This is a genomic window from Orrella sp. 11846, from assembly GCF_048820935.1.
GTDB lineage: Bacteria > Pseudomonadota > Gammaproteobacteria > Burkholderiales > Burkholderiaceae_B > Algicoccus.
In genome coordinates this window covers 81765-100398 of record NZ_JBMERD010000007.1, presented here as the reverse complement: position 1 = coordinate 100398, position 18634 = coordinate 81765, and the positions used below count along the sequence as shown (strand labels likewise).

At 51.0% G+C, this 18634-nt stretch carries 19 protein-coding genes; 6 read left to right on the top strand and 13 right to left on the bottom strand.

Annotated features, from left to right (window positions below):
- Positions 1 to 43: 43 nt before the first annotated feature.
- The 11 genes from hisD to ACOI06_RS07580 are packed head-to-tail and all read right to left on the bottom strand — an operon-like array spanning position 44 to position 8821.
- Complete coding sequence (hisD, locus tag ACOI06_RS07630) at positions 44 to 1348, bottom strand: histidinol dehydrogenase (protein ID WP_420661930.1); 1305 nt, start codon at positions 1346 to 1348, stop codon at positions 44 to 46.
- 46 nt (positions 1349 to 1394) lie between these two features.
- Positions 1395 to 2075, bottom strand: coding sequence for an ATP phosphoribosyltransferase (gene hisG, locus ACOI06_RS07625; protein WP_420661929.1), 681 nt, complete (start codon positions 2073 to 2075; stop codon positions 1395 to 1397).
- 50 nt (positions 2076 to 2125) lie between these two features.
- Positions 2126 to 3376: a UDP-N-acetylglucosamine 1-carboxyvinyltransferase gene (gene murA / locus ACOI06_RS07620; RefSeq protein ID WP_420661928.1), complete on the bottom strand. Its 1251-nt coding sequence runs from the start codon at positions 3374 to 3376 to the stop codon at positions 2126 to 2128.
- Positions 3376 to 3624, bottom strand: coding sequence for a BolA family protein (locus ACOI06_RS07615; RefSeq protein ID WP_420661927.1), 249 nt, complete (start codon positions 3622 to 3624; stop codon positions 3376 to 3378). Before ACOI06_RS07615 ends, murA begins: the two co-directional genes overlap by 1 nt.
- A gap of 14 nt (positions 3625 to 3638) precedes the next feature.
- Entirely contained in the window at positions 3639 to 4433 is a 795-nt protein-coding gene (locus ACOI06_RS07610; protein WP_420661926.1) for an ABC transporter permease, read from the bottom strand.
- Positions 4430 to 5236, bottom strand: coding sequence for an ABC transporter ATP-binding protein (locus ACOI06_RS07605; RefSeq protein ID WP_420661925.1), 807 nt, complete (start codon positions 5234 to 5236; stop codon positions 4430 to 4432). The genes ACOI06_RS07610 and ACOI06_RS07605 overlap by 4 nt, the downstream gene beginning before the upstream one ends.
- A 2-nt stretch (positions 5237 to 5238) precedes the next feature.
- Positions 5239 to 5853, bottom strand: coding sequence for an MlaC/ttg2D family ABC transporter substrate-binding protein (locus ACOI06_RS07600; protein ID WP_420662005.1), 615 nt, complete (start codon positions 5851 to 5853; stop codon positions 5239 to 5241).
- A gap of 53 nt (positions 5854 to 5906) precedes the next feature.
- Positions 5907 to 6695 carry a VacJ family lipoprotein gene (locus tag ACOI06_RS07595; protein ID WP_420661924.1) on the bottom strand — a complete coding sequence of 263 codons (789 nt, stop codon included), beginning with the start codon at positions 6693 to 6695 and terminating at the stop codon, positions 5907 to 5909.
- Between the two features lie 3 nt (positions 6696 to 6698).
- Positions 6699 to 7190 carry an outer membrane lipid asymmetry maintenance protein MlaD gene (gene mlaD / locus ACOI06_RS07590; RefSeq protein WP_420661923.1) on the bottom strand — a complete coding sequence of 164 codons (492 nt, stop codon included), beginning with the start codon at positions 7188 to 7190 and terminating at the stop codon, positions 6699 to 6701.
- A gap of 15 nt (positions 7191 to 7205) precedes the next feature.
- A complete protein-coding gene (gene mlaE / locus ACOI06_RS07585; RefSeq protein WP_420661922.1) occupies positions 7206 to 7988 on the bottom strand; it encodes a lipid asymmetry maintenance ABC transporter permease subunit MlaE in 783 nt (260 codons plus the stop codon).
- Entirely contained in the window at positions 7985 to 8821 is an 837-nt protein-coding gene (locus tag ACOI06_RS07580) for an ABC transporter ATP-binding protein (protein ID WP_420661921.1), read from the bottom strand. Before ACOI06_RS07580 ends, mlaE begins: the two co-directional genes overlap by 4 nt.
- Positions 8822 to 9076: 255 nt before the next feature.
- Here ACOI06_RS07580 and rpoH point away from each other — a divergent pair, with 255 nt between their 5' ends.
- Together rpoH and ACOI06_RS07570 are read left to right on the top strand one after the other, a co-directional pair.
- Positions 9077 to 9967: an RNA polymerase sigma factor RpoH gene (rpoH, locus tag ACOI06_RS07575; protein WP_420661920.1), complete on the top strand. Its 891-nt coding sequence runs from the start codon at positions 9077 to 9079 to the stop codon at positions 9965 to 9967.
- 134 nt (positions 9968 to 10101) lie between these two features.
- Positions 10102 to 12567, top strand: a complete 2466-nt coding sequence (locus tag ACOI06_RS07570) for a cation:proton antiporter (protein WP_420661919.1) — start codon at positions 10102 to 10104, stop codon at positions 12565 to 12567.
- A 7-nt stretch (positions 12568 to 12574) separates the two neighbouring features.
- Here ACOI06_RS07570 and ACOI06_RS07565 read toward each other — a convergent pair whose 3' ends face one another.
- A complete protein-coding gene (locus ACOI06_RS07565; protein ID WP_420661918.1) occupies positions 12575 to 13423 on the bottom strand; it encodes an NUDIX hydrolase in 849 nt (282 codons plus the stop codon).
- A gap of 201 nt (positions 13424 to 13624) precedes the next feature.
- On the opposite strand from ACOI06_RS07565, the gene ACOI06_RS07560 reads away from it, so the two are divergent.
- From ACOI06_RS07560 to ACOI06_RS07545, 4 genes are all read left to right on the top strand, one after another.
- Positions 13625 to 14236 carry an SCO family protein gene (locus tag ACOI06_RS07560; RefSeq protein ID WP_420661917.1) on the top strand — a complete coding sequence of 204 codons (612 nt, stop codon included), beginning with the start codon at positions 13625 to 13627 and terminating at the stop codon, positions 14234 to 14236.
- A 242-nt stretch (positions 14237 to 14478) separates the two neighbouring features.
- Positions 14479 to 15204, top strand: a complete 726-nt coding sequence (locus tag ACOI06_RS07555; protein WP_420661916.1) for a PhaM family polyhydroxyalkanoate granule multifunctional regulatory protein — start codon at positions 14479 to 14481, stop codon at positions 15202 to 15204.
- Between the two features lie 64 nt (positions 15205 to 15268).
- Positions 15269 to 16639, top strand: coding sequence for a bifunctional UDP-N-acetylglucosamine diphosphorylase/glucosamine-1-phosphate N-acetyltransferase GlmU (glmU, locus tag ACOI06_RS07550; RefSeq protein WP_420662004.1), 1371 nt, complete (start codon positions 15269 to 15271; stop codon positions 16637 to 16639).
- Positions 16640 to 16691: 52 nt separating this feature from the next.
- Entirely contained in the window at positions 16692 to 18161 is a 1470-nt protein-coding gene (locus ACOI06_RS07545; RefSeq protein ID WP_420661915.1) for an MFS transporter, read from the top strand.
- On the opposite strand, the gene ACOI06_RS07540 is transcribed toward ACOI06_RS07545, so the two are convergent.
- Positions 18115 to 18627: an Lrp/AsnC family transcriptional regulator gene (locus ACOI06_RS07540; protein ID WP_420661914.1), complete on the bottom strand. Its 513-nt coding sequence runs from the start codon at positions 18625 to 18627 to the stop codon at positions 18115 to 18117. The genes ACOI06_RS07545 and ACOI06_RS07540 overlap by 47 nt on opposite strands.
- Between the last annotated feature and the right edge of the window lie 7 nt (positions 18628 to 18634).

Below are 18634 nucleotides of genomic sequence, written 5' to 3'. Positions count from 1 at the left end.
TATAAATCGGTTTGTCTCTATTGTACGGTGACATCGCCTCGGATTACGATGACTTAATCCGAAAGCGGGCACTGGCTGCATGGGCATCCAGTCCTTCACCGCGTGCAAGGATGTCGGCCACTCGACCCAGCGTGGTCGCACCGGCCTCAGAAATTTCGATCAGGCTCGTGCGTTTCTGGAAGTCGTACACACCCAGCGGTGATGAGAATCGTGCGGTTCCTGATGTGGGTAACACGTGGTTAGGTCCAGCACAGTAGTCTCCGAGGGACTCGGATGTATTGCGTCCCAAGAAGATTGCGCCGGCATGGCGTAATCTGGGAAGCCACTGACGTGGATTTTCTGTGGAAACTTCGAGGTGTTCTGGCGCAATGCGATTAGCCACTTCACAGGCCTGCTCCATATCGCGCACTTGAATTAGGGCGCCACGGTTTTTTAGGCTGGTTGCAATAATGTCTTTACGCGGCATTTGTGGTAACAAGCGCTCGATACTGGCTTGTACTTCGTCTAAGAATTCAGCATCTGGTGATAACAAAATAGCCTGTGCTAATTCGTCGTGTTCAGCTTGCGAGAATAAATCCATCGCAATCCAGTCGGCCGGTGTTTTGCCATCACAGATGATCAAGATTTCACTAGGTCCAGCAATCATGTCAATGCCAACGAGTCCAAACACCCGACGCTTGGCGGCAGCTACATAGGCGTTGCCTGGTCCCACGATTTTATCGACTGATTGGATGGTCTCTGTACCATAGGCCAGTGCGCCCACTGCTTGGGCACCGCCAATCGCGTAGACTCGATCGACACCACCGATGGCGGCGGCGGCAAGAACTAACGGATTACAGACGCCACTTGGGGTTGGGGTCACCATAATAAGCTCACCAACTCCGGCGACTTTGGCTGGAATGGCATTCATCAGGACTGAAGAGGGATACGCTGCTTTGCCACCGGGGACATACAGACCCACGCGATCGAGTGGGGTAATTTTTTGTCCTAGGCGCGTGCCGTCGGCTTCCTCAAAGTCCCAATCGTCTTGTAATTGTTTTTGGTGATACTCACGAATGCGTTGTGCGGCAACGTGTAAGGCTTCGCGCTGTTCGTCGGTCAGACTTTCAAGCGCTTCATGCCATTGCTCACGCGGGATTTCAAGTTCACTGACATGGTCGACTTTAACCCCATCAAAGCGGGCCGTTAAAGCCAGAAGTGCTGCATCACCCTGTACACGGATGTCTTTCAGGATGGATGCAACCACGGAATCAATGTCGAGATCCTCAGCCATGTCGACGTGCAGCAAATCACGTAACCGGACATCAAAATCTGGATCGGTGCTGGAAAGTCTTGAAGTAGTTGCCATGGTGTTCAGTTTTTTAATAGAAGTCGATGAAAGTTAGACAGTGAGATCAGGCTATAGTTTCCTGACTGGCTCTTTGAAACACATCCAACATGGGTTGGATTTTCTTGCGCCGCAACTTGAGTGAAGCTCGATTCACGATCAGTCGCGATGAAATCGGCATAATATCTTCAACAGCAACCAAGCCATTGGCGCGCAGCGTATTACCAGTTGAGACCAGATCCACAATCGCATCGGCCAAGCCAATTAATGGTGCCAATTCCATGGAGCCGTAGAGCTTGATCAAATCGACATAGACGCCTTTGGCGGCAAAGTGATCTCTGGCCGCACGCACATATTTGGTTGCAATTCGTAAGCGTGCACCTTGTTGAACTGCTGCCTCATAGTCAAACCCTTCTCGAGTAGCGACACACAACCGACAGCGTGCGATCTGTAAATCAATGGGTTGATAGAGCGCGCCAGGATGCGCACCGCCCGCATGTTCGACCAAGACATCTTTGCCGGCGATCCCTAGATCTGCAGCACCGTATTCGACGTAAGTCGGAACGTCCGAGGCGCGCACGATAATGATACGAATATCGGGCTGATTGGTCGACAAAATCAGCTTACGAGATGTTTCCGGATCTTCGCTGACCTCAATGCCTGCATCTTGGAGGAGTGGCAATGTTTCTTCAAAAATTCGACCTTTAGAGAGCGCCAGTGTGATGGGCGCCTGTTGTAGCTCGGTCATGTGGGTTCCTTGCGCTTTCGTATGTTCTCAGAATCGGAGGTTATTCGGCTTTAAATGCGCTCAATTTGTGCGCCAAGACTTTGCAATTTGTGCTCCATCTGAGCATAACCTCGATCGAGGTGATAAATGCGTTCGACGATGGTTTGACCTTGTGCAGCGAGTCCGGCAATGACCAGACTTGCCGAGGCTCGCAAATCGGTGGCCATGACAGTTGCACCGCAGAGCGTGTCCACACCACGCACCACCGCAGTTGAACCATCGACCTCGATATTGGCACCGAGTCGGATTAATTCTTGGACGTGCATGAAGCGGTTTTCAAAGATGGTTTCAACAATCAGTGCAACGCCTGTCGCTACCGTGTTTAAAGCCATGAATTGTGCTTGCATGTCGGTGGCAAAGCCGGGATATTCATGGGTGCGAATATCAACGGAGTTTGGTCTGCCATTCATCGTCGCTTCGATCCAGTCTTCCCCTAGGGTCAGTGACAAACCCGCTTCACGCAGTTTGTCGAGGGTGGCACCCATAATGTCGGGCTCGACAGCGTTGAGGCGAATCTGACCTCCAGTGGCTGCGACGGCACACAGAAAACTGCCCGCCTCTATGCGGTCAGAAATAATGTTGTGCTCTGCGCCGTGCAGGCGATCAACCCCTTCGATCACAATGCGATCGGTGCCATGACCTTTAATACGGGCGCCCATTTTGATGAGGAGATTGGCTAAATCGACAATTTCCGGTTCGCGGGCTGCATTTTCTAAAACTGTGGTGCCTTGCGCCAAGACGGCGGCCATCATCAGGTTTTCTGTGCCGGTGACGGTGACCATATCGGTGCGAACTGTGTTGCCTTGTAAACGATCTGATTGCGCAACGACATAGCCTTGCGTCATTTGAATCTGGGCGCCTAATGCGGCTAAACCACGGATATGCTGATCGACCGGACGCTGCCCAATGGCGCAGCCTCCTGGGAGACTGACACGCGCTTGCCCAAAGCGAGCAACGAGCGGTCCGAGCACCAGAATGGATGCGCGCATGGTCTTGACTAGATCATACGCGGCTTCATACGACGTAATGTCGCTAGCTTGTAACGTCAGACTCTCTGAATCATGCCATTGCACCTTGACGCCGAGTTGCTCAAGCAAACGCAACATGGTGCGAATGTCCTTTAGATCAGGGACATTGTTCAGCCGAACGGGCTCTTCGGTCAGTAAACAGGCACACAGAATGGGTAAAGCAGCGTTTTTAGCACCAGAGATGGTGACCTCACCGTGAAGGGGAGTACCCCCTGTGATGCGTAGTCGATCCATCAGTTTTGCGCCTCAAACTCTTCAGGTGTCAGGGTTTTCATAGAGAACGCGTGAACTTCGGTCCGCATGCGGTCACCCAATGCTTTGTAAACAAGTTGGTGACGGGCAATTAGGCGTTTACCTTCAAATTCTGGGCTGACGATGACTGCCTTAAAATAGGTACCATCACCTTGTACATCCAAACGTTGACAATTCAGGCCTGCTGCAATCGCGGCTTGAAGAGCTTCGGGAGTTGGCTTTTCGTTCATGGTATTTATCGATCTCAATAACGTAATTTGTAACCTGAAACCAGCAGGCGTATGGCCAGTATCGCTAAAACAACGAATACGGTCGTTACAACGATCAGACTGGTCCATGGCGAGACATCACTCACCCCGAAAAATCCGTATCTGAGTCCATCAATGGTGTAGAAAAGCGGATTCCAGCGTGAGACGCTTTGCCAAAATGGTGGCAGGCTGTGAATGGAATAAAACACACCCGACAGAAATGTGGCGGGCATGATTAAAAAGTTCTGAAAGGCTGCCAATTGATCAAATTTTTCTGACCACAGGCCAGCAATCAGACCTAAGACGCCCATAATGCCACAGGCTAGAACGGCGAATGCGAGTACCCATCCAAGGTGGTTCAGTGGCAGCGGTACAAAAAAGAGAGACATGAGCCAAACCGCAGCACCCACCGCGAGTCCACGGAAAATGGCTGCTAGTACATAGGCTGTAAAAAACTGACCATTCGAAATGGGTGTTAAGAGAATGAACACCAGATTGCCGGTAATACGACTCTGGATGAGTGAAGACGATGGGTTTGCAAAAGCGTTTTGCAACATACTCATCATCATTAGCCCGGGGATTAGGAACTCGATATACGGAATTACCCCATAGACTTTGATGCGATCCTGCAGCACTTGAGCAAACACGACCAAGTAAAGTAGTGCGGTCATGACAGGCGCGGCAATGGTTTGTAGTGCCACACGCCAGAAACGCAGCATTTCTTTTTCAAGTAGCGTCAGAAAGCCTGATTTGAGTTCTGGTTGAGGATTGTCTGTAAATCGTTTACTCATGACAAAACCTCCCCAGTTTGCGGGTCGCTTTCACGCATGATCTGCACAAAGGCTTCTTCCAGACCGGCACCACCGACCCGTGCGAGTAGGCGTTGTGTGGTGTCTAAAGCGACGACACGACCTCGGTTCACCATGGCGATACGGCCACACAAGCTTTCAGCTTCTTCCAGATAGTGGGTGGTCAGTAGGATCGTGTGACCTTGTTCGTTTAAACGCGCCACAAACTCCCAAAGGCTGCGTCGCAGATCCACGTCCACACCGGCTGTGGGTTCGTCAAGCACAATGACTGGGGGGCGGTGCACAAGGGCTTGTGCCACCAGAACGCGTCGCTTCATTCCACCAGACAGCGCTCGCATGTTGGTATTGGCTTTGTCGGACAGTCCCAGATTGTGCAAAATCTCATCAATCCAGTCGTCATTCTTTCGTAGCCCGTAATAGCCTGACTGCAGTCGCAAGGTTTCACGCACCGTAAAAAACGGATCGTAGACTAATTCCTGAGGGACAACACCCAAATGTTGACGAGCTTGTTTAAATTCGTCGATGACATCGTATCCACAGACGCGAGCTTTGCCCTCAGTGGCTCGCACGAGCCCAGCCAAAATCGAAATCAGAGAGGTTTTGCCGGCTCCGTTGGGACCCAACAGACCAAAGAACTCGCCATGTTCAACTTGAAGGTTGATGTTGTCTAAGGCCTTAAAACCCTCAGACTGCGAGCGAGCACCCAATAACCGACGCCACTGAAATGGTGTGTCAATGGTGTATGTTTTGTGGATGTTTTCAAATTCAATGGCAAATTCGGACATGTTTAAGGAGTCGCCGCGCGTTTTTTGAGCGACTGAATAAGACCATCGATGCCACCGCGATCGATTTGCTGGGCAAACTGATTGCGATAGTTCTGAATCAACCAAATGTTCTCGACGTTGAGGTCGTAGATTTTCCAGCCGTCGTTGCTTTTTTCGAGTCGATAGTCAATCCGAATCGGTGACGTGTTGCTGGATTCAGTCACTGAGCTTTGAACCACGACATCTTTGGCGTTTACATCACCACGAAATGGCAGGATTTTCATATTGGTGCCACTGTCGACGCGCGTGAGTGCACCACTGTACGTACGAATCAGTGTTTCACCAAATGCTTCGGTCAGTGCTTTTTGCTGCTCAGGCGTGGCTTGGCGCCAGTACTTACCCGCGGCCAATCGGGTGGTTTTTGACAGGTCAACATACGGCAAGATGTCCTGATTGACGATGTCGTGAATTTGACTCATCGACAATGGACCTTTTTTGACTTGGGTCTGAACGTTGCGAATCAGTTCATCCACCACTTCGGCCACAAAGACCTGAGGCTCTGCTTTGGCATTAGGGGCAGCCTGTGTCGAAGGGCTCGCAGTCATTAGAGCTGCAGTACCTAAAACGAGGGCAAACATCCAACCACGAATCGGACGCAATGTTGCGCCGTTTCTTGATAGAAATTGTGAAATCATTGTGTTTTCTCCTGAGTGATGCCCAGTGCTTTTTCATCGGCTTCTAGGGCTTCATCATCTTCATAGTTCGGCAGTTCTTCCGCGATTCCCAGTTTTTCTCGGATCATCGCTTCACGTCTTTGGAGGTACGCATCTCGGACAAAGATATAAGGATCTAATGCCGTACTGTCGACAACTTTGGACACAGGCAGCAGGGCTTCACGGCGGCTGACAAACTCCAGTCCCCACAGGGTATTGCGTAACGGTACGTCATTAATCAGACCCACGGTTGCTAACTGATTGCCATACAAATCGGGCACGAGTGCGACACTGTCACGAACTGTGCTGGAACCGATGATTGGCAAGACCACGTAAGGACCGCTAGGCACACCCCAGACGCCCAGTGTGATCCCAAAATCGTTTGGAATGCGGGGTTGTCCGTTCATGGTGGCAACGTCAATACAGCCGCCTAACCCCATGGTGCTGTTAAAGAGAAAACGTCCCCAAGTGTTCACTGCATCATGTCCTCGATCCTGAAGCAGGCTGTTGACACCTGCCCATGGTTCGGTGAGGTTGATGAACGCGTTGTGGACACAGGTGCGGATCGGGCTAGGCACCAAAAACGCGTAAAGCTCGGAGACAGGGCGCACAATGGCCTTGTCAACGGCATCATTGACCGCAAAGACAGTCCGGTTACCAGACTCCCATGGATCGGCTGGATCAGGTTCTGGACCGACGGCGGCACAACCAGTGAGTGCGGCACAAACGAGACCTGCCAAGACGCCGCGCATACGAAAAGTACTCATAAATTAGTTTCCTGCTGAGATGGCATCACTGCCGGTGCCTTCTTTTTCAGCGGTGTTGTAGAGGAATTGGCTGATCAGTCGCTCTAGAACCACCGCACTTTGGGTCAAAGTAATGGAGTCACCGGACTCAAGCAGACGGTCATCACCACCTGCATCTAATCCGATGTACTGTTCGCCCAACAGACCTGAGGTCAGAATGCTCGCTGAGGTGTCTGCTGGGAAATGATAGGGCTCTTCAATATCAAAATGCACAACGGCACGATATGTCTCATTGTCAAAGGCAATGGATTGCACACGCCCAACAACGACACCGGAACTTTTAATCGGTGCGCGAACCTTCAAACCCCCTATATTATCAAAGCTCGCGCTGACTGTATAAGTTTTGGTCCAAGTAAAGCTGCTCAGGTTGCCGGCGCGCAAGGCCAGAAACACCAGGGCAATGATACCCAGCAGCACAAAAAGGCCTACCCAGACATCGTTTTTATGGTCGTTCATGGTTGCTCCATCGATTTAACTGAACATGAGGGCGGTAAGGATAAAGTCCAGACCCAGGACCGCCAGTGAGCCGGTCACCACGGTTCGGGTTGTTGCGCGCGAGACGCCCTCAGGCGTTGGTCGGCATTGCCAGCCCTCGTATAGGGCGATGAGGGTGACGATGACGCCAAACACAAAACTTTTGATGACGCCATTCATGACATCATTCATGACGTCCACACCATCTTGCATTTGTGACCAGAAAGCACCCGCATCGACCCCAATCATTAAAACGCCGACAATCCAGCCACCCACAATCCCCACCATCGAAAACACAGCGGCTAGTAGCGGCATAGAGATGACACCCGCTAAAAACCGTGGTGCGAGTATTCGGCGCACAGGGTCAACTGCCATGATTTCCATGGCGGCTAGTTGTTCACCAGCTTTCATCAGACCAATCTCGGCGGTTAACGAAGTGCCTGCACGACCTGCAAAAAGGAGTGCGGTCACAACCGGTCCTAATTCGCGGGTTAGTGATAGTGCCACTAAAAGCCCCAGCGCTTCTTCAGAACCATATCGATTCAAGGTGTAATAGCCTTGTAAACCCAGCACAAATCCGACAAATAAGCCCGAGACGGCGATGATCAGTAATGAATGATTACCAATCAGGTGAATTTGTTCAGTCGTGAGTCGAGGCCGTTGCCAGAGCACGCCGCAGCGACTCAACACCAGACCAAAAAATCGCGTAAAGCGCCCGAGCGTGGTGAGTCTCTGGCGTGTTGAACGACCCAGTCTGACTAAAAGATTGGCTTGGCTCATGGTCGAATCCCCCGCTCGTTGGCCCAGTGCTCAAAGGCGGGTGTCATGGGATAGTCAAATGCAACAGGCCCGTCTGGTAAACCATCCAGAAACTGACGCACGTAGGGGTCTGTCGAGTTTTTGAGCTCAGCCGGTGTGCCACTAGCCTTCATAACACCTTGTCCAACGATGTAGATCGTATCGGCAATCGCAAAGGTTTCTGCCACGTCGTGCGTGATGAAGACACTGGCGCAGCCCAACTGATCCGATAAACGACGAATCAGGCGTGCTGTGATGCCCATGGAAATCGGATCAAGACCTGCAAAGGGCTCATCATAAAATACCAGTTCAGGCGAACGGATGACCGCTCTGGCGAGTGCCACCCGGCGTGCCATGCCACCCGAGATTTCAGAAAGATTTAAATGGGCGGCTGCGCGTAATCCTACAGCTTGCAGCGCCGAAAGCACTTGTTCGGTTAACTGGGCTTCTGTGAGATCGCGGGCATGTTCTCGCAGGGGAAAAGCCACGTTTTCGAAAACATTCAGATCGGTTAACAAAGCACCTTGCTGAAATAAGACGCCGAGTCGCTGGCGCGCTTGACGCCATTGGGATGGTTGCCAAGCTTGGGTGGATTCACCAAAGAGTTTTAACATCCCAGAAAACGGTGAGATTTGTCCAGTCGCTGCACGCAGTAATGTAGTCTTACCTGAGCCCGAACCCCCCATGATGGCCACGACCTCGCCGCGTCGTGCACGCACAGAAATGTCGCGCAACACAACAAAGTCGCCGTAACCAAGGGTCACGGCGTTTAGGTCTAACACGACGTCAGAAGTGGGCGTTTTTGGGGTTGTCATAGTTGGGATTTTAACGGTTCGCTGTGCTTGCAAGTTGCTGGCCGTGATTTTTTGTGTAAAACATTCGCGGAACTGTAAATGACTGAATGAGGACTATTCATCATCAGATGCACAAAAACGAAAAATATTGCAAAAAATGGGAACTAAAACCCTAGGATCGAATCAGATCAATTAGCACTCGGTGGTCGAGAGTGCTAAAATCTGATAAAAATGACAGACGCGGATAAGCGTATCAATATGGAGTCAAATACATTTATGTCACAAAACGTCACACCATTGGTCAACCCCAACACGATGGCAATGGCTATTTCGAATCCCGGTGCGCTGGGTTCGATTGAAGCGTACATTGCGGCCGTGAACCGGCTGCCAATGTTAACGCAAGAGCAGGAAGTGAGTCTTGCAAAGCGTTTGCAAGACGATGACGATCTGGATGCTGCGCGAGAGCTGATCCTGTCGCACCTACGTGTGGTGGTGTCTGTGGCGCGTCAGTATTTTGGGTACGGTCTGGCTCAGGCTGATCTGATCCAGGAAGGTAATATCGGCTTGATGAAAGCTGTGAAGCGTTTTGATGCAGATCGTGGTGTGCGTCTAGTGTCCTACGCCATGCACTGGATTAAGGCTGAGATCCACGAATTTATTATTAAGAACTGGCGCTTGGTCAAAGTTGCCACGACCAAAGCGCAACGTAAGTTGTTTTTTAATCTGCGCAAGATGCGCCCGGACAGCAATGGTCAGCTCGATGTCGAAAACGTTGACGAAATTGCTGAAACCCTCAATGTTCGAGTCGAAGATGTGCGCGAAATGGATGTGCGCATGAATGGTCGTGAGGTGTCATTTGACACCCAGGCGCAAGATGATGACGATCATTTCGCACCCGTTCAGTATTTAGCAGATGATCGACACGATCCAGTGGAGGTTCTTGAGCAGCGCAGTCAGCAAAGACTGGAAACACAAGGGCTAAGCGATGCATTGGCTACGCTGGATGATCGCTCGCGTGAGATTGTTCAGGCGCGCTGGTTGGCAGAAGATGAGGCCCAAACCCTGCATGAATTGGGGGCGAAGTTTGGAGTGTCGGCCGAAAGAATCCGACAGATCGAAGCAGCAGCACTCAAAAAGCTACGCAAAGCTTTGGAGCCTCAGGTCTAAGCCACGGTTCTATGGTTTAACTTTCAGTGCGATCGAGTATTACATTTGATCGATTGTAAAAAGCACAAGTTCGGTGATGGCTTGTGCTTTTTTAATTGGAAAAATTTCCGCATAATCAAGGTTAAGATACGGCCATGGAACCTGACTTAACTGTTTTGGGGCTCGCAGGCTTGCTCGTGATTGCCTGTTTATTGACCCCGTTTTCAAGCTTTCTACGTATCCCGCTTTCACTGGCGTTGTCGGTGGCAGGTGCGGTTTTAGGCTATTTCGTGCACGTACACGAATGGGCGCCTGGCTGGTTGGCTGAATATCTGGAAGCTTTAACCGCTTTTGAAATCTCGTCAGAAGCGATTTTGATCATTTTCTTACCGGTGTTGTTGTTTGAGTCGTCCCTGTCGATGAACGTCAGACGTCTCATGAATGACATTGGCCCTGTGATGATCATGGCCGTTGTTGCGGTGTGTATCAGCACATTGCTCATTGGTTGGGGGGCGTGGTGGGCGTCTCCACAAAGTTTGGCGGCTTGTTTGCTCATGGGTGCCATCGTGGCGACTACCGATCCAGCCGCTGTAGTGAGTATTTTTAAAGATGTGGGTGCACCCAAACGGCTATCTTTGATTGTCGAAGGTGAAAGTCTCCTCAATGATGCGGCTGCGATTGCCTTGTATTCTGCACTTTTGGTTTTGGCGGCGAGAGACACTGCGATTCACTGGAACTTCTTGCCCCTTATCATCAGTTTCAGCACGCAATTGTTTGGCGGCATCATTCTTGGTTATCTACTCGGACGTGTGACCTGTCTGGGCTTTTTGCTGCTACGTGGTCGTCCGACTGCTGAAATCTCCTTGTCGGTGGCTGCAGCCTATATCACTTATGTGGTCGGTGAACACTATGTCGGTGTTTCTGGTGTGGTGACGACCGTCGTTGCCGGTCTGACCATCTCGTTGGTCGGACGCGCCCGAGTGGCTGCCTCAACTTTCCGACTGCTGGATCAGTCATGGAGTCAACTAGGCTTCTGGGCAAGTTCTTTGGTGTTCATTCTGGCTGCGATGACCATCCCAAAAATGATGGCAGATGTCGGTTGGGATGATCTATTCGTGATTGTGACCATGATGGTGATGGCCCTTGTTGCGCGGGTGGCAACTGTTTTCGGTGTGGTGCCTCTGACGCAGTTTTTAGGGGCAGCACCGGTTAACCGAGCTTATAAGACCGTCATTGCCTGGGGTGGATTACGTGGTGCGATTTCGTTGACGTTGGCGTTGTCGGTGACTGAGCATCCGGCCTTAAGTGAAGAAATCAGACGTTTTGTGGCGGTTGGTGCGACCGGGTTTGTGTTGTCTACATTGTTAATCAACGGATTGACCTTGCGCTGGCTGATTCGGTTTTTGAAACTTGATGCGTTGACAAACGTTCAGCAAGCTTTGCGTAACCAAGCAGAAATTGTGACCGTCACGAACCTAAAAACCGAAGTGGATGATCTGGCCAAGTCGGAACAAATTAGTTTGCCCACGCAACAAGCCATTGATGCGGTGTTTGTCCGACGCATTCAAGAAAAGCAAATGTCGGATGGCCTGGCGCTTGATGCGATAACGCAATTGCGCGTCGGACTGATTATCTTGGCTCAGCATGAGTATGAGCTTTTACTCAGTAGCAGACGTCACGACGGGATGGATGTACGCACAGTTGATTTGCTGCTGAATTTCGCGCAAAACGTCGAAGATGCGGTGTCGAGCGAAGGTTTGCAGGGTTATGAACAGTTGGTGGAGCGTTCGCTGCGTTATACGCCTAGTTTGAGTTGGTTGTTGCGGGTACACCATCGTGCGGGTTTGCCACGCTGGCTTGGTCGCAAATTGGGCCAACGATTCATTTACTTGATGGCGAATCGTTTGGTTGTTCGACGCCTCATCACCTTCAATCGGAAAGAGTTGACGACGCTTGTTGGTGAACAAACCGTTCATGAGATTGATCGCGTACTGACCCAGCGTTTGCAACGGATTGAAGACCATATCAAAGCCATGCGCTTACAGTTTCCAACGTTTGCACTTTGGTTGGAGCAAGTTTATCTGGCCCATATTGCACAGTCACTTGAGCTGTCCCGCTATCACAAGATGTTGGACAGCTCTTTGATCAGTGCCGAGGTGTATGACACCTTAATCGAGGAAGCGACGGATGTCTGGTCGATGTTTGATCATATGCCACAAGTTGATTCTGAACGGGCAGTGCCCGATATTCTGGCAGGGGTCAGACCGTTTAAGCATTTAAGTCAGGATCAAAGACTTGTCTTGGCACAATGCTTTGAGTCTGTGCAGGTGACACCTGATGAATGGGTTGTTGCGCCTGATGCGCATGCAGCACCTCTCTATTTGATTGCATCCGGTGCGGTGTCACTTCATCTGGAGAATGGCAAAGAGCTTTTGTTGGGCAGTGGTGAGTTTTTTGGGCAAGCGCCATACGCCTTTACAGAGGCGCGCATTCACACAGTGCATGCCATGGGCTACAGCCGATTGTTGGTCATGCAACCTGCGCGTTATGAAGCGTTGTTAGGTCGTGATCCTACGTTAAATCTAAGTATCGAAACAGCGCTTAAATCGGAGAATGTTTGAGGTTTTTTCAGCCTAGCGGTAATTCAGGTGCTTTGCCCAGTGCGCGATAGAGCAAATCATCCAGAATGATGAGGCTAGATGCTAGGGTAAAAACATCTTCTTCGAGCATTTCAATAATGGTGCTTATTGGCAAACATTCGATGGTCATACTCTCACCATCGAGGTTGACCGGACGCGCATCGGCGCTCAATGTGGCACTCACCGACTGAACCATTTCGCGCTGATAGCCTTCAGGCAGTTGCCGACGCATCAGGACGATGTTTCGTAGCGCTGACGTTTGTGCAAGATGCGCGGGTTTAAGCCCGGCTTCTTCCTGGGTTTCACGCGACAGTGCAAGTAAGCCCTCTTCACCAGCTGCAACCAATCCGCCAACTAGGTTGTCCCAGCGACCGGGATCCGTGGGTTTGCTCAGACTGCGTCTAGCGACCCACAACTGGCCTTGTGCAGACCAGGCATTGAGGTGCACAGCCACCGTTAAAAGTCCCAATGGTCGGGTTACACCGCGCTCGATGGTGCCTAAAGACTGACCTGCTTTACTCCAGACGTCTAGTTGTTCATCACGCCAGAATGGGACACGGCCATCAGCCCTTAATGCGACAGCCACATCTGCCAAGACTTCAGTCACAGTACGTGTGCTGGGATTTAGATCGACTCGGCGTTGTCCATCATCGATTTGAATGTCCTGGAGGGTGCGCAAGGTTTGCAAGGCGGGGGTAAATACATGACCGCATGGTTGACCCTGGATAGACAGTGCGTAGCTTTGTGGTTGAACGGGATCTTGAGCGCGGCTTAGTCGTTGTGCGAGTAAGCGCTGCAGGTGTGGAATGTCTTTATGTAAATCAGGAAATGTCATCATTCAATTTATGTGAAGTGGTCGTCCGTTTTGCGGGACGTATCGAGCATATTTTACGCTGTCTGTGATTGACGCGTGAATGTGTTTTTTACCGATTATGATGTTTTGAGGAAGATTGGGTTTTTCTGGTTGCTTGACTAGGTTCATTGGCTAGACTCAATCAAAACAGATTTAAGGATGTTGTAACGACATGAGGACAGGTTTGTGAGGCGTGTAGGTCGTGTTTGGTTGATTTGTTCATTACTGCTCTTAGCTGCCTGTCACGGTGATGACGCCGATTTGTTTCAGGGTTCCAGCGTGACAGGCGTCAAGTTAGGACAAGACTGGGCTTTGCAGGATCTGAATGGTCAAACGCGTACGCCCCAAGACTTTATCGGGGATCTCCAGCTGGTCTTTTTTGGGTTCACACAGTGCCCAGATGTGTGTCCCACAACGCTGGCAACAGTGGCACAAACCATGTCGTTACTGGGTGAACAAGCGAAAGGTGTACAGGTTTTAATGGTGACGGTGGATCCCGAACGGGACACACCGGATGTGATGACGGAATATTTGCATGCGTTTGATGCCGAGTTGCCCAGGTCTTTCGTGGGATTAACAGGAACGTCTGAGGCGATTCGTCAGACTGCCGGTGCGTTTCGGGCGTATTACGCCAAAGTGCCGACTCCGGATGGGGATTACACCATGGATCACAGCGCGTCGATTTATTTGCTCGACCAGCAGGGTCAGGCTCGAGTCATGTTTAATGAGCAAGTGGGTGCAGAAGTGATGGCGCACGATATTGGCGTGTTGTTGTCTCAGAACCAATCAGCAAAATAGACTGTGATCAAAACAATTTGGTGTCGCGAAGCTTATGAGCAGATTTAGTCAGTCTGTTGTATTCTTTGGTTAAGTTGTTGTGAATATTGGCAGCGCCAAATTTTAAGTCATGGTGATCACGAGAATCGTTGAACATGGTGCCGCCAAAACGTCAATTTGTTTTTGCGATCGAAAACCAACTTCGGAATAAGAAGCCAGTTTGAAATGGTTCGTTTGAAACAGACCTTGGGCGAGGAGGCGTCATGAGTACAGATTCAACCAATCCGTTTGGATTTCCGGGATTTCAGCAAAGTGTGGGTGGTGGACAAGCAAATCCCTTGGCAACCAGCTTAGATATGATGCGAAATACGATGCAATCTTTTGGAACCGCAGCCATGATGGCAGGAGATTCTATGAGCCAGAATGCCAATGCCGACGAGCTTGAGCGTCGGATTTCTGATCTTAAAACTGTCCAGAACTGGTTACAGTTAAATATGTCGATGGTGACGAGTTCGATTCAAGCTATGGAGGTTCAGCTGGCGACTATTCGGACTCTACGATCATTTCTAGCGATGGGCTCCAGTGCACAGAAGTCAGGTTCTGATGATGCACCCTCTCCCCTTGAAGTCGTTTTAGGGTTGAAGCCGGCTCTAGAAACTCAATCAGAGAAAACTGCAGAAGCAGCGCAGCCTGAGCAGGCGTCAGTCGGTGACGAGGCAGCTACGCCAGAAATGCCAATGCCGGACATGAGTGCGGCCGCCGCCCAAGCTTGGTGGGAGATGCTGCAGAATCAGTTTGTCCAGATGGCCAATGCCACGGCTCAAGCTGCTCAAATGGCAACAACGCTTGAAGACGAAAAGCCCGCTAAACCCTCCAAACCTGCCGCTGCTAAAAAAGCCGCTAAAAAGTCTGCGAAGAAATCCGCTGCCACGGGCGCCAAAAAAGCGGCCAAGAAGGCAGCTGCGCGTAAAACCACCCCAAAAAGTTGAACGCGGGTCTGTTTGCCCGCAAGCTTAGTGATTGAACGACTGATGAAGTGAGTAAAGGCTGATGATGTTGAGTGTTGTGATTTTGGCTGCCGGACAAGGCAAACGCATGCAATCTGATTTGCCCAAGGTTCTGCATACAATCGCGGCTCAGCCGATGTTGGCTCATTTGTTGCGAACCGCTCGACAGTTGTCAGCAGATCAGCTCTTGGTCGTGGTCGGCCATGGGGCGCAAGCTGTCCAGAGTGCCTTTGCGCAAGAAGCTGATGTGCAGTTTGGATTGCAAACCGAACAGTTGGGGACTGGTCATGCGGTGGCACAAGTCGCCGATCAGCTTCAAGAGGCCGATGATGCATCCGTAACTCTGGTTTTGTATGGGGATGTCCCCATGGTGCAGCCACAGACTTTGCAGCGCTTAATTAAAGCGTGTGGCGGCCAGCAACTGGCACTTTTGACGGAGTTTGTGGATGATCCCACTGGGTATGGCCGTATCGTGCGCAATGCAGATAATCAGATTCAGGCGATCGTGGAGCATAAGGATGCCAGTGAGGCGCAACATCGTATTCGTGAAATCAATACGGGCATGCTGGCAGCACCCACGGGTGCACTTAAAAGCTGGTTAGGGCGTTTGCGCAATGACAATGCACAAGGTGAATACTATCTGACCGATGTGGTCGATATGGCCGTCCGTGATGGTTTGGCGGTCACTGCGGTCCATCCAGAGGCATCCTATGAAACCATGGGGGTCAATAGTCGTCAGCAGCAAGCCATGCTGGAACGAGCCTGGCAACAAGCGCAAGCACAAAACCATCTACAAAACGGTGTGACACTCATGGATCCGAGCCGTTTTGATCAGCGTGGTGAGCTGATTTGTGGCAAAGATGTGGTTATTGATGTGGGTTGCGTCTTTGAGGGCCGGGTGGTTTTAGGGGATCGAGTGCAAATTGGTGCCCACTGTGTCCTCAAAGATGTTGAGGTCGCTGCTGACACTGAAATCAGACCGTTTAGCCATTTAGAAGGTGCCAAGCTGGGCGCGCAAGTCCGAGTTGGTCCGTTTGTTCGTTTGCGTCCAGGCACCGTACTGGGCGATGAAGTACAAATTGGTAACTTTGTCGAAGTTAAAAACACCACGTTTGGCACAGGCAGTAAAGCCAGCCACTTGTCTTACCTTGGGGATGCAACGTTAGGAAAAAGCGTCAACATTGGTGCTGGCACGATTACTTGCAACTACGATGGTGTGAATAAGTTCCGTACCGAAATCGGCGACGAGGCATTCATCGGCTCAGATACTCAGTTGGTTGCACCCGTTCAGGTGGGTGCAGGCGCCACGATTGGTGCAGGAACCACACTGGTTAAAGATGCCCCACCGAATCAATTGACAGTCTCCAGATCTAAGCAGCAAACGATCGATGGCTGGGAGCGTCCCAAAAAGAAATGACCGCCGAATCACTGGGGTCGACCTTGACGTGACTGACGCCTAGGCGCAAGCTGTGGGCGTCTTGAATTATTGTGATACGTTAAAAATCTTGGCACCATCCACTCATTCATCTCGCGATCAAGTACGTACTGCGTCTGACGCTGCGACTCAATCCGCTTCGGACACGCCTGTGTCGCAGGGGCTCGATGTACCGCAACGACACTGGGCAGCACTTTGCCAGTTGCTAGCTATCGCAATGTCGGTGCTGGATGCGTCCATGATTAACGTGGGCTTGCCGATTATTGCGCAAGATCTCAATATCTCGGCTTCATTGGTCGTTTGGGTTGTGAATGCGTTTGGCTTAACCGTAGTGGCATTGTTATTGCCGCTGTCAAGCGTGGTTGAGCGATTTGGTCTGGGTCGGCTGTTTACAACCGGTTTGACATTGTTCATGGTGGGTGCGGCAGTCAGTGCAGCATCAATCAATCTGCCGATGTTGTTGCTTGGACGGATTGTTCAAGGGATGGGTGCAGCGTCCATCTTTTGTTTATCGGCAACCTTTGTGCGCTCTATCTATCCGCCACACTTATTGAGTCGGGGCATTGGTCTGGTGGCCATGACGGTGTCTGTCAGTGCGGTGGTCGGTCCGACGCTGGGTTCGATAATCTTGACATTGGGGAGCTGGCGCTGGCTGTTCGCAATCATGTTGCCAATTAGCGCGTTTCTTTGGGTTATCAAGCGTCATTTGCCGGTCACGATGCGTATTCAACGTTCGTTTGATGTGGTCAGCGCCTTATTGTGTGCGTTTGGCATTGGTTTCTTGATTCTGGGCCTGAACTTTTTGGTTGAACACACAGGGTTGGCTTTAATCGCGATTGCCGGTGCAGCGGGATTGCTGATTTTGCTGACTCGGCGTTCGGTTCAACGCACAGCGCCTTTGTTTCCAGTTGATTTGCTGCAAATTAGACCTTTGCGCTTTGCGATTGCGGCTTCTCATTTGTCGTTTTCATCGCAGATGGCGGCGTTTGTTGCCTTGCCATTTTATCTACTCAATGGGTTGGGGCGTGATCAGCTCATGGTGGGAGTACTTATGGCGGGATGGCCAGCTGGTGCGGCTGTGATGTCTGTGGTGGCAGGTCGTTTGGCGGATCGTTTCCCAATTCCGATTTTGTGTGCCATTGGTGCCGGTTGCGTGTCTTTAAGTATGGCGATGATCTCTGGGATGAATACGAACGTTGGAGACGGTTGGGTCTTTGTGTGTATGGTACTAGGCGGACTCGGATTTGGATTTTTTCAGACACCGAACAATCGGATATTGCTTGGTAGTGGTCCGCCTGAGCGTCTGGGTGCATTGGGCGGATTACAGGCCGTCACCCGAGTTTTTGGGCAAACAACGGGTGCGGCTTTAGTGGCTTCGGCTTTTGCGCTCAGCCAATCCAATGGGCCTGTGTATGGGCTGTGGGTGTCGATGACGTTTTCTAGTTTAGCGGTCGCACTCAATATTTACCGCCAAATTGGCTTAAAGGCTCATGAGCAGGCTTAAGCGCAATGCGTGTCTCAAATTTACTGCAGTGACTTGAAAACAGGCTTCGTACATTGCGCACCTTGTGCTCGGACGTAAAGAGCCGATGTGCCAATGCGTGATAGGCTGGCATGTCGGGCAAGGTCAGAATGATGACCAGATCTGCGCCACTAGAAACCCGGTAGCACTGTGTCACCCAAGGCTCATCGATGAGCTTTTGCTCAAACTGGGCGATTTCGTCGGCTGCCTGTGACTCCAGCGTAAGGTTCACGATCACGGTGAGTGGTTGTCCGCAATGGGCTGCAGAGAGTAAGGCGACTTCTTTGCGGATGACCCCAAGCTCGCGCAATCGTTTGACGCGTCGCAAACAGGTCGGTGCGGATGCATGCACTTTCTCTGCCAGTGCTTGGTTGGTTAGGCTCGAATCAGTTTGTAAAAGGTCGAGTAATTTGAGATCTAAAGAATCTAATTCAACAGAATCTTTCATTGATAGT